10 protein-coding genes are annotated in these 15,944 nt (G+C 68.1%); 3 read left to right on the top strand and 7 right to left on the bottom strand.

What is annotated here, in order from left to right:
* Positions 1-90: 90 nt before the first annotated feature.
* The 3 genes from drmC to drmA are packed head-to-tail and all read right to left on the bottom strand — an operon-like array spanning position 91 to position 6,622.
* Positions 91-852, bottom strand: a complete 762-nt coding sequence (drmC, locus tag OIE75_RS10785) for a DISARM system phospholipase D-like protein DrmC (protein ID WP_078890369.1) — start codon at positions 850-852, stop codon at positions 91-93.
* On the bottom strand, positions 849-2,756 hold the full coding sequence (locus OIE75_RS10790; protein ID WP_319096221.1) for a DUF1998 domain-containing protein: 1,908 nt from the start codon (positions 2,754-2,756) through the stop codon (positions 849-851). The genes drmC and OIE75_RS10790 overlap by 4 nt, the downstream gene beginning before the upstream one ends.
* Complete coding sequence (gene drmA / locus OIE75_RS10795; RefSeq protein ID WP_199825089.1) at positions 2,753-6,622, bottom strand: DISARM system helicase DrmA; 3,870 nt, start codon at positions 6,620-6,622, stop codon at positions 2,753-2,755. The genes OIE75_RS10790 and drmA overlap by 4 nt, the downstream gene beginning before the upstream one ends.
* Positions 6,623-6,845: 223 nt before the next feature.
* Between drmA and OIE75_RS10800 the strand changes: the two genes are divergently transcribed.
* Positions 6,846-7,196, top strand: a complete 351-nt coding sequence (locus OIE75_RS10800; protein ID WP_062647803.1) for a type II toxin-antitoxin system Phd/YefM family antitoxin — start codon at positions 6,846-6,848, stop codon at positions 7,194-7,196.
* Positions 7,193-7,765 carry a Fic/DOC family protein gene (locus OIE75_RS10805; RefSeq protein ID WP_280843804.1) on the top strand — a complete coding sequence of 191 codons (573 nt, stop codon included), beginning with the start codon at positions 7,193-7,195 and terminating at the stop codon, positions 7,763-7,765. The genes OIE75_RS10800 and OIE75_RS10805 overlap by 4 nt, the downstream gene beginning before the upstream one ends.
* Before the next feature lie 109 nt (positions 7,766-7,874).
* Here the strand turns inward: OIE75_RS10805 and OIE75_RS10810 are convergent, their stop codons facing one another.
* The 4 genes from OIE75_RS10810 to OIE75_RS10825 are packed head-to-tail and all read right to left on the bottom strand — an operon-like array spanning position 7,875 to position 14,912.
* Entirely contained in the window at positions 7,875-12,128 is a 4,254-nt protein-coding gene (locus tag OIE75_RS10810) for a hypothetical protein (protein ID WP_329470518.1), read from the bottom strand.
* A gap of 12 nt (positions 12,129-12,140) precedes the next feature.
* Entirely contained in the window at positions 12,141-13,766 is a 1,626-nt protein-coding gene (locus OIE75_RS10815; protein WP_234437010.1) for a lipase/acyltransferase domain-containing protein, read from the bottom strand.
* Between the two features lie 40 nt (positions 13,767-13,806).
* A complete protein-coding gene (locus OIE75_RS10820; RefSeq protein WP_063781183.1) occupies positions 13,807-14,088 on the bottom strand; it encodes an ATP-binding protein in 282 nt (93 codons plus the stop codon).
* The gene (locus OIE75_RS10825; RefSeq protein WP_078890370.1) at positions 14,067-14,912 is read right to left on the bottom strand and encodes a tyrosine-type recombinase/integrase; all 846 of its coding nucleotides are present in this window, start codon (positions 14,910-14,912) and stop codon (positions 14,067-14,069) included. The genes OIE75_RS10820 and OIE75_RS10825 overlap by 22 nt, the downstream gene beginning before the upstream one ends.
* 158 nt (positions 14,913-15,070) lie before the next feature.
* On the opposite strand from OIE75_RS10825, the gene OIE75_RS10830 reads away from it, so the two are divergent.
* On the top strand, positions 15,071-15,943 hold the full coding sequence (locus tag OIE75_RS10830) for a type IIL restriction-modification enzyme MmeI (RefSeq protein WP_308418052.1): 873 nt from the start codon (positions 15,071-15,073) through the stop codon (positions 15,941-15,943).
* Position 15,944: the final 1 nt, after the last annotated feature.

The raw sequence follows: 15,944 nt of genomic DNA on the forward strand, positions 1-15,944 counted from the left end.
ATGCTCGACGGTGCCACCGGAGCATGGTCCGCGAGGAGTACACCATTGGCTCGATCAGTAGAAGCCATGGTGTAGCGGATAGTAATTGGCTTATGGCAGGAGCCTCAGAATTCCCCGACGCTGCAGTTCCCGAATATGCTCCGCGGCCCTCTGCGGAGCGGCGCCGCCGCTGACAAGCACGCCAGCTTCCAGGTTCCTGCGTACTCCGGATTCGGTGAGGTTTGCGCTGCCCACCAGAAGGACGCGGCGGTCGGCCACAGCCAGCTTGGCGTGCTGCCGTGCACGCTCGTGCTCACGTGCAGAGGGAGCCCAGTGCCAGAGTCTCAGGCCAGACACCGAGGCGAACGCAGCAGCCGGTTCGGGTCCGTCGAGCAGTCCGGCCGCACCCTGCCGGGTTTCGACGACGACATGGACCTCCACACCTCGTGCGACGGCTTCGCGCAGGGCCGATATGAGCGGTGGGTGGCGGCGGGCCGCGTACGTCATGGCCAGCAGTTCAGAGCGGGCCCGGCTGACGACCTCGGTGAGTACGCGTGCAGTCGCGCGGACCGGGACGCCCGGTGTCGCTGGCCCGCTCCACACCGTCCGTACCTCTACTTCGTCTCCGCGCCGGGACCACCCCGCCACGAAGCCGCGAAGGTAGGCAGCAGCCTCGGCCGACGGTATGCAATCGCTGTGGGCTGCCTCGTACAGCGCCCGGATGGCGTCGCCTGCAGCCGGGACCTGGACCAGGAGCAGGGCGTGCTCCAAGCCCCGGCCTCGGGCGAACACACCCGCTAAGTCCTTGGTCCGGGACGGCCCCAGCAGGATGACCGCCTGCTCGGCTGCCGCCTCGAATCCTTGGCGGCTCACGGCCTCAGACTCGCGGGAGTGAGTACCTGGTCGGTGTCGTCACCGAGCGGGACAAGGAAACGCCGGTCCAGGAAACGGTTGCCGCGTTCGCAGGTGGTCTCGGAGACGAAGAGGCAGACGTGGCAGGCCGCGCCGTGCAGGTAGTCCGCAGGGTCCTTCGGCAGCCGTTCGGCGCACAGCGGGTCGGATGAGCAACGGGCCGCGTCCTCCAGGGCCCTGCGCACGATTCTTTCGAAGTGAGCGTCCTCCGTCAGCGAGACGAGGCCGCCGAGAGTGCCCTCGGAGTCGGGAACGGCGGTGTAGATGAGGATGCCGGTACGAGTGGTCTCCTCGTCTCCGGCGTAGATGCGTTCGCCGAGGCTTGCCGAACTGTAGCCGCATTCGAGGGCGATGGTGCGGATCAGCAGATGGGAGAGAGTGTGGAGGACTATGTAGCGTTCGCCGGGCCAGCCTCGCATGGGGTCGAAGGGCCCGGTGATCCGGTCCGACTTCCGGTTGCTGCGGAATCGGCCGAAGGCGTCCCGGTGGGCGGCCATCTGCAGTGATTTCTGCATTCGGTCCTCCCAGTCCGCCATCAGGTTCTCGCGTACCCGCAGGAAGATGCCCTCGCCTCGGACTTCGCTGGCCGGTACCCAGTTCTGCGAGGTGCGAGAGAGGCGCACGAGAGTGGCGATCTCGTCCGATTCAGGGTCGGGGGCGTCGAGCCGGGTGAAGCCGACCAGCGCTCGGGCCTCTCGTAGCCGCTGCACCTGGCGGACGTCCGCAAAGAGTTCGCCGAGTGCCGGGGGCACGGTGACGCTCTCCATCGCGAAGTCATCGGTCGGGTCGGGTACGTGCGGTGCGGCGAGGACGTCCCATTCGGGGCTGAGCAGGTCGGCCGCCACCTCCGCCGCGGGCTGGATCTGCTGTCCGGCGTTGCCCTGCCTGCGGGCCTCGACGGCAGCGATCAGCGCGTCCGGGCCGTACTCCTTGAGGTAGGTGAACTGAGGCATGGCGGCCAGTGCGTCGTAGACCGGGCGCGAGGTGACGTTCTGGAGCTCCACCCAGCGTTCCTCGACGAGTTCGGTCAGGTCCTGGTTTCTGCTCGGTGGCAGGGCGAGGGCACTGAGCGTCATCGGGAACCACTGGTTGGAGGCGCCCGCCACCATCAGAGTGGCCTCGCGGTCGCACCCGTCACTCTCGAAGGCGGACAGGTGCGGATGGCGGCCGCGGCAGGCGGGCAGCTCGGCGCGGCCCCGCTCCCCCATCGCGTCACGGATGTTGCGCTTCTCCCCACAGGCGACGCATTCGAGGGTGACGTTGGCCGCCTGGTTGCCGCCGTGGTCCTTCATGCGCATCAGCGGCCGGGGACTCTTCGCACACGGGTTGCCGTGGTGGACGAACATCGCGTACGGGAACTCGTCGAGGTGCCCATTCGTGCAGACCAGCGTGAAGCGGGCGGTCACGGCGAGGGGCCTGCCGAACTTGCAGTCGCTGTGAGCGAACTTCGCTTCGTGCGGGGTGCGCGGGTTGTTGTTGAGGAAGGTGAAAGCCTCTGAGTCGATGGGTGCGAGCAGGTTGCACGCGGTACAGCGCAGCCACTGCGGGAAGGGCGTGACAGGCACGCCGATGCCTTGGGCGGCCCAGTCCTTGGGGGCGCCGTCGGCACCTTCCATCCAGGGAGCGGAGCGCAGTTCACTGATCTGTGCCCGGCCGTAGAGCTGGAGGGCCCGGTTAACGGCGGTGCGCAGCCGGGGTTCCTCGATGAGGTAGTCGTCGGGGAGGAGCCCGGTGTGGCTCCAGGATTCGAGTCCTTTGACCAGGACGGAGAAGTTAGGCAGGTCGACGAGCGCGCCGACGCCGGCCGTGTACATGAGGTGGCTGGGGCGTGCGGCACCCACGCGCCGATAGTAGTTGCCGCTCATCGCCGTCCCTTTCCTGCCGCGGTTGCGGCGTCTCCGTACTCATCGGCGTCGACCGGTGTGCCACCGTCACCGCCGGTATCCTCATCGGCGGACGTGTCCTTGCTGCCCGCAGCCCCGAAGTACCAGGCGGGGCCGCCGTTGGTGGGCTGGTCCACGAAGTTACCGCCGCCGGGCAGCAGCAGGTTGAGTTCGTTCTCCGTCTCCCGCATGGACATGGGTACGGTGAGTTCGTCCCATCGCGAGCCGTCGGCACGGTGGAGAAGTCCGGTAACCAGGGTGTCCTTCTTCTTCTCCTTGCGGTAGCCCAGGATGCCGCCGCCCTCGCGCCGTTCCTCCCAGCGGTCCTTGAGGGCGTCGATGCGTTCGGTGAGATAGTCCTGCGCGCGTTGACCGCCGACTCGGTCCGCCCGTTCCAGCAGCCGCTGTTCGACCTGCCGGGCGAGGTCGCCGTGAAGATCCACGTGCTGGGCGTCGGTGTTGCGGGAGTTCTCGTAGGCAGCCTGGCGCAACGCCGCGATGTACGTCGGTGCGGTGCCGCGGTCGAGTGCGCGGCGGGTGAACGGGGTGACCGACAGGGCTTCGACCTGGCGGTAGAAGGTCGCGTGGTAGTGCGCGAAGTCCTCGAAGTGCGCCAGGTCGCGCGGCCGGGACCAGTTGTAGAGGGTGACGACCAGGCCGGGACGCCGCGCGTCACGGCCGACGCGGGAGGACGCCTGGATGTACTCGGCGGTGTTCTTGGGCTGGCCGACGACGAGCATCAGGCCGAAGCGGGAGACGTCGACGCCGACCTGGAGCATGGAGGTGGCCAGGACGACGTCCACCGCGCGTTCCTGCACGGGCGTCATGCGGGCCCGCGGTTCGCGCTTGTCCCGCCGTGCCGCCACGTATTCGGCGGCGAAGGCCTTGCGACGCTCCGTGGTGTCCCGTTCCGGGTCGAAGGGGGACTCCAGCCGTTTGAGGGTGGCACTGATGTCCGCCGAGGAGATGCGGGAGGTCAGTTCCTGGATGGTGAGCATCCCGGATTTGGTAGGGATGCGGTTCGCGATCGTGTCGTGCCCCTTGCGGCCGCCGTTGCTACGGACACGGGTGGCGATGTCGTCGTCGAGGTAGCGCCGCATGCCGGCGAGTTCACGGGTGGCGTTGAAGTAGCCGACGAGCGTCATGTACGGGTCTGCTGCGTCTCCGTAGGTGTCGAACTGCTCCTGCGCGGCGAGCAGCAGGATCTCGGCGACCCGGATCTCGGCGGCCTTGAGCCGGGTGCCGTGGGCGCACACGCCGAGGTAGCGGCGGCCTGGGTTGTCCCGGGCGAGTTCCACCTGCCGGGAGAAGAAGGTGTCGCCGACGTCGAGGACCTGTGGCGGGAAGACGGCGACCTGGCGGGCGAAGACGCCGCGCACCTGCTCGGCGGCGCGCTTGGTGGTGGCGGTGGACGCGACGATCTTCGGACCGACGTCGTGACGTACGCCGTCGCGATCGGAGTACGTCCAGCTGCACAGTTGGTCGATGGCGGCCTCGAAGAGTCCGACGGTGGTGCCGAGGGCGCCGGAGATCAGGTGCAGCTCGTCCTGGATGATCAGGTCCGGGGGCCGCAGCCGGGTGACGGGCTGGGCAGCCACCGCTTCCAGCGTCCCCTTTCGGGTGTGACGGCTACGGCAGCCGGTTCGCTCGTCGAGGTCGTCGTGGCGGTAGCCGTGGCGCGGGCACCATTCGGTGACTCGGCCGAACAGCAGCCCGGCGTAGCCGTTCCAGGGCAGCTGGGCGAACTTGTCGACAGTAGCGATGACCATGGCGGGGGCGAGGCGGTAGATCTCCTCGTCGACGGTGAGCACGGGGATGCCCTCGTCGGGTGAACCGAGCCGGGAGAAGGGACAGCGGTCCGCGCCTTCGCCTCGCGGGCAGTACAGCAGCACGCGGCGCCGGTCGGCGTCGTAGTCCATGTTGGAGTGGGCGGTCAGGCCCTGTCCGCACCAGGGGCAGCTGAGGACCTGGATGACGCGTGCGTGCTTGTCGCTGGCACTCTCCCGGGCACCCGCGATCTGCTCCTGTGCCTCGCCGAACCAGTTGGGAGACACGGAGGTCCCCACCCACAGTCCGATACGGAACGGGGTGCCGCCCCAGCGTCGGTCACGCGCGTACTCCTCGCGCCGCAGCACCTCACAGGCGCTCATGAGGGCAGCGGCCCGCTGGAACTGCTGGGCCGTCAGCAGCCGCAGGGTGTAGCGCATGAGGACGGCGACGCCCGCACTGCCGTCGTGGGCCTCGGTGCCGCTGCCCACGATGCCTTGGAGCCTGCGCAGGGCGAAGGTGTACGCGGCGAGGCCCAGGTAGGCCTCGGTCTTGCCGCCGCCGGTGGGGAAGAACAGCAGGTCGACGAGGGCCTCGCGGCCAGTGCCGCGGTGCGGGTGGCCGGGTGCGCTCAGTGAGGCGAGGTTGAGCAGGACGAAGGCGAGCTGGAAGGGCCGCCATTCGGCCGCCTCCTTGCCCTGTGCGTGCACCTCCTCATGGGCGCGTCGGTAGGAGGCGGGGTCGTCCTCGTGTCCGGCGCGTCGGCCGGCGATGGCGGTGTTGCGCCGCTGGAGGGCCATCGCCCGGTTGGCGAACCGGAACGCTTCGAGCGCGTCGTCGTCCGTGGACAGGACGTCGATACCGAAGGCGATGCGGTGACACACGTCCTCGGCCTGGTCGATGGCCGCCTCTGCGGCTGTACGCAGGTCGGCGGGGAGGGTCCGCGTCTTCTCCCGCTGGGTCTGGAGCCAGGTGCTGTAGCCGTCGGCAAGCGGGGCCAGGGCTGCGCTCAGTTCCGCGCGGCGTCCGGGCAGGGCGAGGGCCGCGAGTTCGTCCATGCCGAGTTCCAGCCCGGCCAGCAGCGGCTGTTCATCGATTTTGGGGGCGGTGGTGGCGCGCACGTCGTACTCCGGCAGCCAGGTGGTGGCCAGCCGGTGGGCCCGCCGCTCGCCGTGGCGGACGCCGGCCGTGACGGCGACGTTGCGGCCGACGGCGTAGCGGAGGCTGTCGCGGTAGAGCAGGCGCAGCCGCCGCTCCTCCGGTTCCTCGGAGGCCCCGGCGGACCGGGGGTCGAGCGGGTCGTCGATGGGCAGGAAGACGGCCGCCCGGTCGTCGGGGAACGCGGTCATCTCCAGACCGGTCTGGAACAGCCACTGGGTGTCCCTGCGGTCGGAGGTGCTCTCGGGGAGCCGGTTGACGAGAGCGACCTCCACGACGCGCAGGTCCTCGCCGGCCGCTCCCGCCGGGCGTTCACGGACCTGTACGTCGAGGTGGATGCCGTGAGTGTCGTCCCCCTCCAGGACGCGCCGCTGGTCGCCGGCACGGGTGACCTGGACGTCGATGGGGTGGTGCATCACGGGCTCGCGCCCCCACACCCGCACAGGGTTGGGGCTGGTGTCGACGATCCTGTCGGTCAGCGAGTACCGCCCCCAGCGGGCGGTGACGCTGAGGGTGCCGATGGACGCCGGGACCACGAAGGACAGCCCCATGGAGGAGGCCCAGATACGGCCGGCGGCCTGCGGGGTGAGGCGTTCGGGCAGCTCGCCGCCCTCGGCGGCCTGCCCGTCGTCGCTGCCGAGCTCGTCGTCGCCGGTCTGGGCGGCACTGCGAGCCATCCGGCGGGCGTCGTCGCCACCGTCCGGGCGGGGCCCGAGCATGCCCACGAGGTACCGGTCGCGCGGCCCCGCCGACCGGTGCGGCAGTTCCTCCGTCTCCCCGTCCCATGGGCCGAGGAGGTCCCGCCGGATGTACGTCACCAGCCCGTCACGTACGTCGTACGAGTCCCCGGGGCGGAAGGTCTGCGGCACCTCATTCAACGGATGCGGCGGCACGCCGGGGGCGGCGGGCAGGGACGACGGCATGGGGCGGGCCCTTTCTGCCAGGTGGTGAGCCAATGGGGTGAGGCTATCGCGGGGGTGTGACAGTGCGAGCGGCTTCAGCATGATGTCGATTGACTTAGTTCACACCAGTTTTGCGAGATCAGTGGACGTAATGAGCTGCGCTCTCCGCCACACCCACGCGTCCCACCGGAATCCGTACTAGTATCTGTACAGAATCAAGACTCTATATGGGTACGGTGACAGCATGGAGATCCCCGAAGTCGTGACTGTCAGCGACGCGCGCGCGAGACTGTCGCGGATCCTGACCGACCTGTCGGAGTCCGGCGCGGATGCCGACCCGGTCCTGATCGGCGCCCACCGCAAACCCCAGGGCGTCCTCCTGTCCGTCGAGGCCTTCGAGGCGCTGAGCAGCCGAGCGGCACGACGTGCGGCCGTCGCCTCGGCCACGGGCTCCATCGAGGCCGAAGGGCTCCACGCCTCCGAGGCCTCCGACCGCGACACCGAGGCGTACGTGAAGGGCGACCTCGACGCGGACGCCCTTGTCGCCCGCGCGATCACCCGCCACCGTCAGACCTCGGAGCGGCGGGCAGGGTGAACGATCCGTACGCCATGCCCAACGGCGTGCTGCGCAACAAGCTCGGCATCACCGACCATCAACCGCTCGCGGCAGCAGAGGCGGACATCACCCGGGCGCGCCTCGTCCTGCTCGCCGAACGCCCCCTGCCCGGTGCGTACGACCTCGGTCATCTCCAGGCGTTCCATGCCGCGGTCTTCGGGGACATCTATGCGTGGGCAGGCGAGTTACGCACCGTGAACATCGCCAAGCGCACGCCGTTCTGTCCGGCGAGAAACCTGGTGCCCTACGCCGGAGAGGTCTTCGGTCGTCTCGCCTCCTCCGGCCATCTGCGGGATCTCCCCCGCCAGGAGTTCGCAATCCAACTGGCCGAGCTGTACGGCGACATGAACGTCCTCCACCCGTTCCGCGAGGGCAACGGCCGCGCCCAGCGAGCGTTCCTGGCCCAGCTCAGCGCTGACGCGGGATACGACGTGAACTGGTCGGGCATGGACGCCCAGCGCAATGAGGACGCCTCGGTGAAGAGCTTCCTCGGCGACAACAGCCTGTTGGAGCAACTGCTCGACGAACTCATCACCACCACGGGCTGACACCGTCGCCACCGACAGGCGGCACGGCGTCTGGCGTCCGGCACGTCAGGCCGACACGGAGTGCGCCGGTGCCGGGCGGAAGGCCGGGCACCTGGGCCGGAAGCGGGGTTCAGGACCCGCCCGTGAGGTTCGATGCCGCTTCGAGGCTCACCTGCACCAGGCCTTCCGCTGTGGCCAGGGCCAGGTCTCCGTCAACGCAGGCGACGTCGTTCACGCAAAGGCCCAGGGGGATCCTCAGCGTCTCGGTTCCCGTCTCGCAGTTCCAGAAGCGGACGGTTCCGTCGCCGTCACCCGTGACCAGCATGGTTTCGCGGCCCGGGATCGGGTACGACTCCACGGCGGTCACGCCTGGATGGGCTAACGGCTCCCCTACGGCCTGGCCGGTCATGAGGTTCCACAGCCGCACGACCCCGTCCTCACCACCCGTGGCCAGGAGAGACTGGCCGCCAAGGCCGACGAACGCGGACAGGACCCGCACGCCACCGGCGTGATCCGTCACCACCTCACCGGCCTTCTCACCATTGCCCGGATCCCACAACCGCACCACGCCGTCCTCACCACCCGTGGCCAGGAATGACCGCCCACCGAACCCGGCGAACGCCGATAGAGCACGCACCCCACGGGCGTGATCCGTCACCACCTCACCGGTCATCTCGCCGGTGCCCGGATCCCACAACCGCACGACCCCGTCCTCACCGCCCATGGCGAAGACGAGCCTTTCGTCATCGTCCTGGACGACTCGGACCGTGGTCACCGTGAGGACATCACCGTCATGTTCGGTCTCCAGCCCGTCGACCTGCTCGCCCTCGGCCGGGTCGAACACGCGCAGCTTCGATTCGCCGTCCACGGCGGCGATCAGGGTCTGTTCGTCCTCGCCGCTGAAGGATGTCAGCGTCCGCGTGGTCGTCACGGCGTCGTCGAACGGCACGCCTGCCGTTCGGCCGTCGTGCGGTGCCCAGATCCGTAGCGTGTGGTCGTCACCGCCGGTGGCCAGCAGTGGGTGTGTGCCAGACAGAGGCGGCACCGGCGACACAGTCCTCACCCAGTTCTCGTGGCCTGTCAGAGGCGCTGTCACCGGCTCGCCGCCGACCGGATCCCACAGTCGTACGCTGTTGTCTTCGCCGGCGCTGACGAGCAAGGTCCGTTCACCGGCCTCGGTCTTCTCGACCAGCGTTCCCACCGCGCGGACCGGCTTGCCGTGGCCGGTGAGAGGTGCCCTGGTCTGTCTGCCGATGTCCGGGTTCCAGATCCGTATCGTCCCGTCCTCACCGCCCGATGACAGCAGCACCTGCCCTTCCCGCCCCTTGAACACCGCGACGGAGAAGACGGCTCCCTCGTGACCGGTGAGGGGATCGGTGGTCTCCTTCCCGGTGGCCGGGTCCCAGATCCGTATCGTGCCGTCGTTGCCTGCGGTGGCCAGGCGAACATGCCTATCTTGGCCGTCTAGGCCAACAAACGCCGCCACCGAGTAGACGTCGCCGTCGTGGCCGGTCTCCACGAGCCGTTCGGTCTCCTGGTCGGTGTGCAGGTCCAGGTCCATCGCATACTCATCCAGGCCTCCCACCGCCAGTTCCTTGCCGGTCAGCGGCTCCCAGACGCGTAGCGTCCCGTCTCCGCCTCCCGTGGCCAGCAGCGTTTGCCCGTCGGCGTCTTCGAACGCCGCCACGCAGTGAACCCAGTCGTCGTGGCCGGTCAGTGGCTCCCCCACTGTCTCTCCCTTGACAGGGTCCCAGATGCGTACCGTGCCGTCCGCGCCCCCGGTGGCCAGCAGAGTCCGCCCCCTCGGGCCCGCGAACTCCGCGATCGACTGGACGGCGCCGTCGTGCGGCGTCACCGGGTCCCCCACGGTCTCCCCCCTCACCGGATCCCAGATCAGCACCGCCCCGTCGTCACTACCCGAAGCCAGGAGCACCCGCTGTGAGGCGTCCGTGAACGCCACGAGGGTCTGTACCGAGCCGGTGTGACCGGTGAGACGCAAGTGGGGTGCATGGCGCTTCAGTTGGCCCCAGGCCACGGACCAGGCCGCATCAGGGTCGGAAGATCTCCTGCCGAAGCGCTGTACGACGGTCTCCGGCGTGCAGCGAAGGCTCGCCAGCTCGCGCAGTCCTCGCCGATCCCGGGGGTTCGCTTTGGTGAGCTGCTCTCGGGCGAACAGGACTCCCGCCACCGCCGGAGGCAGCTGGAATCGGCCAAGGGCTCTGAGCATGACACTGGAGACGACCGCCGAGGGGTTCAGCCGGTCGAGCAGTTGGGGACGGTCCGCCAGGGCTTGCCATCCGTCGGGCCCGGCGAGACCGGCATGGGTGGGCAGGTGTTGCACGACATAGGGGTTGGGGCGCTGCTCCGGCCCGGTCGGGGGCGTCGCCAGGTGCTCGGTGATACGGCGGTGCCGGTCGTCGTGCGCGGAGGACGGAACCGTCCGGGTGAAGTGCTCGGAGAAGGTCCGGTGGGCCAGTCGGTACACGCTCTGCCCGGATTCCGTGTCAAGCAGGAGGTAGGGGGCCGCCGTCCATGTCAATTCTTCGATATCCGCGTCGGTGACCTTCATGTCAGGGCTGTCGGCGAGTGCTGTAGCGACGTCGGCCCACACACCCCCGGTCAGGGGCAGGCCGTGCCCCTGTGCCAGGGCCAGCGCCTCCAGCAGGGCCTGGTTGACAGGAGCCTTCTCGGCCAGCCGGTCGACGGCGCGGGCGAAGAGCCGACGGTGGTCGTCCTCAAGCAGCGGCCCGGGGTCGTCGGCGAGTCCCGGAGTGGCGATGATCTCGTGCACCGCCAGGCGTGCGTAAAGGAACTCCCGCTCAAGGCACCCGAGTGCTTTCGCCAGGTGGTCGATCTGTGCGGGCTCCACCTGGAGTTCACCCCTGCTGCGCGCTACCTCCAGGCGTCGCTGGATGTAGCTGGTCATGGCCTCCTCGTCACGGTCAACGTGAACGACCTTCCGGTTCCGCTCCCGGCCGACGCCCAGAGCGTCAGTGAGGTCCCGGTCCGCCGGCTCCGGCAGGTCGGGGCCTTCGAGTGTGGAGCCGCGCGTGCCGACGACGACCCGAACACCGGGGAGATCCGCCAGAGGGCTCAGGATCCGCTCGGCGATCGTCAGAGGCAGGCGGGCCTCGTCGAGTGCGTCCGCCAGGACGGTGAAAGCGGGATCGTCGGCCTCAGGAACCTGTTCCGCAACGGGGTCGTCCGTCCTGCGGAACTGCTGGATCAGCCACGAGCACTGTTCGGCGATCGGCCCCTCGGGAGGGGTGGGGAACCCGGCTGCCGCGGCGATCCGCAGCACAACCTCCCTGGGTGTCGCCCCAGTCAGGTGGAGGACCAGATCGAAGGCTTCATAGGGGCGGGGGCTGCCGAGGGGAAGGGGGTCGAGCTGCCGGTGGCGGATGAGGATGTCGGAGAGCTCACGCCGGGAGTGCACCAGGACATGCCCGAGCAAGGCGGACTTTCCCGATCCTGCCGCTCCGGTGACAACGAGCATGCCCGGTGCGGCACGGGCGAGCCAGCAGAGGATCTCATGACGTTCCTCGACGCGCCCCTGGAAGTACCAGGTCTGCTCACCGAGTTCGGCACCACTGGCCTTGGGGACGAAGTGACGCCGTTCGTCGTCGGTCAGGGACGCGATGACGGCATCGATTTCGGCGACCACATCCAGCGGTGCCTGAGTATGCGCCGCGATGGTCGACCGCGTGCGCCGCAGCACGGCACGCCCCGTATCCGTCTTCGGCGTGACAGGGCAACCTTGGAGGTTGCGGTTCAGTTCCGTGGCGAGGTCGTGCAGGTCGATGGTCTGCTGTGCGCGGAAGGTCACCGTGAGGACGGTGGTCAGCGCTCTGCGGAACGCACCGAGCGTGGTACTCCCGTCCTTGGACGTCGCCACGAGCAGAAAGTTGTGGACGTCCCCATCCCGGTAGGCGTCCCCGGTCAGCAGTTCGACGAAGCGCCCGGAGGTGCAGGCGTCGATGATGACGATGGCCCAGCCGGCGCCGTTCCTGCCCTGCCTGGCCTTGAGGTGCCGCAGCAGAGTGGGTGGGTCGATGCCGTCTGGGGCGACAAGCTTGGGACTGTGGGCGTGTGCCAGCAACGAGGTGGGCCCTCCGTCACTGAAGCCGTGACCGACCCAGTAGAGGACGGTGTCGCCGATGTCTCGGGGAGCGGACCACGTCGTCAGGCGCGTGGTGACGGCTTCAACCCCGCGGTCCTCCGGGGAAACCGGCCAGGGTTCGGTCTGGGAACCGAACGGCTTCAGCAACGCCTCGATGCCTTCGATCTCGGGATCCGTCTCCAGCCCGGGGAGGTGGAGATAGACACCGATGCCGATGGGGAAGAACTGCAGAGGTCTTCCGTCAGTGCTGTCGGAGATGGTCATGACGCACTGCGCTCAGTCGTCGTCGGAGTCGAGCGCCAGGACAAGTTGGGTGACGGGGGCGTTGCCGCCGGTATCGGCCCTGACCCGGTAGAGGCCCGGCCCGGGAAGGGTGATCGAGGCACCGATCTCACCGTCGTGCCAGCCGAGCCGACCGGTGGCAACACGCAGGCCGGTCTCGGCGTCCTGCACAGTGCAGGTGATCCCGGCATACGTGTCCAAGACGGAACCCGGTCCGGGCCTCAGGCGCAGCAACCAGGGCCGGCCCGCCTCGACGCAGTCCGGGACGTCCAGACCGATGTCCCCCTCACCCAACGCGGGGCCGAGGTCCTGATCGTGCTCGGTGAGCACCGCGCGGATATAGGCGATGGCGACGCTGTCCTTTGCCAGGGCACCGTGCTGCAGCGGGAGTGGGGTCACGCCCATGGTCGGGCCGAAGGAAGCGGCGTCCCGGTAGACCGTGCCATCCCCGGCCCGGTCCCTGCGAAGCGGGATGCCGTTGCGGTCACGGGCCAGGCCCCCGTCACCGTTGCGCTCGAACGAGAGGTACTGCTCGTGCACCACACCACTGTCGAGACGCAGACTCTGCACGGTCGGCTGCGCGACGCCGACGACAGCGCGGTGCCCCGGCAGCGCAGGTCCCTTCTCCCGCAGGTGCTGCTGGAACTCCTGCGCCTCGCGGGCGAGTTCGGCATCTCCTCCCAGGACTGCCACGTCGGCCGGGGTGAGCCGGTGGACATCGAGACCCGCGTCGACGCAGCGGTAATCTGGCAGCAGGTCGTGTACACCGGGCAGTGTCGCGCACAGGGCCTGCATTCGGCGCCGCAGCCGGGCGGGCAGCCGGCCGGAGTGGTCACCATTGAGGATGACGGCCGCCATGACCGAACCCAGGAACGGGGTACCGAGGGTGACCACGGCCCTGGTTTCAGGGGTCAGGTCGCTGCCCTGGGAGGCGGCGTGGGCGAAGGCGGCCCGGGTGACCAGTCCGCCCATGGAATGGGCGACGAACACCAAACGCGCCTCGCGCTCGTCCGGATGCGAGCAACGTGCCCGAGCATGCTCCTCGCTGGCGCGCCACCGCGCCAGGTGATCGTGAGCGGCTTCCGCCAGCCGCGCTCCATTGACGGCGACGGGGAGCCGCCAGTCGTACGCGAACTCAAGTACGGCCTTGGGGCGGGCGACAGCACGGACGGCGTCAAGAAGATCGCCGTACGGCTCGAAGCCCTTCAGGAACGGCGCCACCGTCGGGACGCGCAGCAACTCGGTGGCTTCGATCCGACCGTACCGGCCGGATCGTTCGTCGTCGTCCAGGTGCAGCGGGCGCATCCCGTCCTCGTGCCGCCATGCCTCGACCACCCACCGAGGATCACGCAGTCCCCACACCAACCGCCCGGTCGTGGTGTCGCGCAAGGCGCTGCCCATGATCCCCGGCACCACGATCACCGCATCATGCGTGGCATCCCGGATCACGGGTGGTGTCGGCGTCCAGGGCGCCACGCCCGCGCCAAAGGACATACCGGCTCGCTCGGTCCCCCCATACGTCATGCGGGAACGATATCCGGCATGCCTCACGCGGAGGCGGGAAAGCCGAGGACCGTAGGCGTGGCGACACTGTAGCGCGTTGCCCAATGTCGCGCTCATTGAAGGTAGTTGCCCTTGTTCGAAAGGCTCCACCGAGGCGTCAGCAGTGACTGGGCGCCCGATCCACCTCGGCCCACAGCGTCTTGGTGCAGGGGCCCTGCGGTCCCGTGCACCAGCGGTCGGCGAGGGCTTCCACAAGTAGCAGCCCGCACCCCGACTCGGCCTCCGTCGCTGGCAGTTCGGGCAGTCTCTGGGTGTAGGCGGGAAGCCCGCCCGGCCGGGTGTCGGTGACCTCGACACGCACCGACTCCGGCGTCAGCGTCAGGCACAGCGCGAAGTCCCGTCCCGACGCGCAGCCGATCAGGCGATGCGGGCGCGACACTGTTGACAGCCTGTCACCCCTCGCTCACCATCGTGCCTCTTGCGGTTGGGGTCTGCGCCCGGCAACAACCCGATCACCTTGTGGATTTGATCGTCGGCCACTGCCGCATACCCTGCGGTCGTCGCCGGTGAAGCGTGCCGCATCAGGCGCTGGGTGAGCAGGAGATCACGCCCCGAGGCGCGATAGACGGCTGTCCCGAAGCGGTGCCTCAGCTGGTGGTAGCGCATACGGATGCCCTCCTTGGCCGCGATGGCAGCGACCGTGCGCGAAACTCGCTCAGGGGTGACTCCGCCCCATAGGCGCCCCTCGGCCGTGAGGTCTAGCTTCTGAGTGACAACGGGAGGGACCGGGACGATATCGGTACGTCCACCCTTGCCTTGCACCCGCAGGACGACCTCGCCGTCCTGGAGAACCGATATGTCCTCACGTCTGAGCTTGGCTGTCTCATGCGCTCGCAGACCACAGAAGGCCCCCAAGAGCACCCACGCGCGATGATGGCCCCGTGCGACTGAAGTAATGCGGGCCAGGTCCCCCTCCGGCAGAGGGTTCGGCGTTGAACGCGGTGCCGGCGGCTTTCGAATGCCTGTGACAAGATCTACGCCTCTCCATCTACCAAAAGCCTGTAAGTGGTTGAGGTAGGTCCGCCGGGACCACGGCTTGAGCGAGCGCACCGCGAAGTAGGCCATCACATGATCGACTGTTAAGTCCTCAACCCGAACGAGGGCCGCCTTGGCGATGGCGCGAATACAGCGGGCTCTGGCACGGATGGTGTTGATCGAGTATCCGTCCACATGCTGTGCAGCAATGAAGGCATCGAGGACCATGAGGGGAACGTGTGCACCAACGGGGTTGGCAAACCAGACTCACCATCACATGGCCATTAAGCATTCAATAATGTCTTAAAGTATGAGATTTCGGCATCCGACTGGTAGCCAACCGCGGGAAGTCCTTTCAGGGGGCCAACGTTCTGGGGAAGGGCTTCATCCTGTCGCCCCAGCAGGCCGAGGAGCTCATCCAGCGCGACCCGCGCAACCGCGACGTCCTCTTCCCCTACCTCAACGGCGAGGACCTCAACTCCCGTCCGGACTGCTCGGCGAGCCGCTGGGTGATCAACTTCCATGACTGGCCCGAGGAGCGGGCCCGTGAATACCCTGAAGTATTCGCCATCGTGGAACGCGACGTGAAGCCCGAGCGACTCAAGAACAACCGCAAGGTCTATCGCGATTACTGGTGGCAGTATGCAGAGAAGCGTCCGGCCATGCTTAAGGCGATCAAGGGACTGGACAGTGTCTTGGCGGTGGCACTCGTGTCCCGAACCGTGATGCCAGTTTCGGTACCGACAGGACAGGTCTTCTCACACATGCTTGGGGTGTTCGCAGCTTCGGATTCTGCCCACTTGGCGTTGCTGGACAGCGGTATCCACTACGCGTGGGCAATCGCACGGGCGTCCAGCCTCAAGGGAGACCTTCGCTATACGCCGTCAGATGTTTACGAGACAATGCCGTTGCCTACCGGCAGCACGACCATGGCCGTTGCAGGTGCCGAGCTTGATCAAATCCGGCGATCTGTCATGCTCCAACGCGGCCTTGGTCTGACCAAGCTCTACAACCTCGTTCACGACCCGAGCATCATCGACGCAGATATCCATGCTCTGCGTGCAGCACATGTGGAGGTCGACCATGCCGTGATGCAGGCCTACGACTGGCAAGACCTGCACTTCCGGCACGACTTCACAACGACTCGAAAGAGCACGCGCTTCAGCCTACCCCAGCCGGTCCAGACTGAAGTGATCGACCGATTGCTCGAACTGAACCACGCCCAGCACGGGGGAAAAGCCGACTTCCTGCTCTTTTGAA

It is taken from the genome of Streptomyces sp. NBC_01723 (genome assembly GCF_036246005.1).
Lineage (GTDB): Bacteria > Actinomycetota > Actinomycetes > Streptomycetales > Streptomycetaceae > Streptomyces.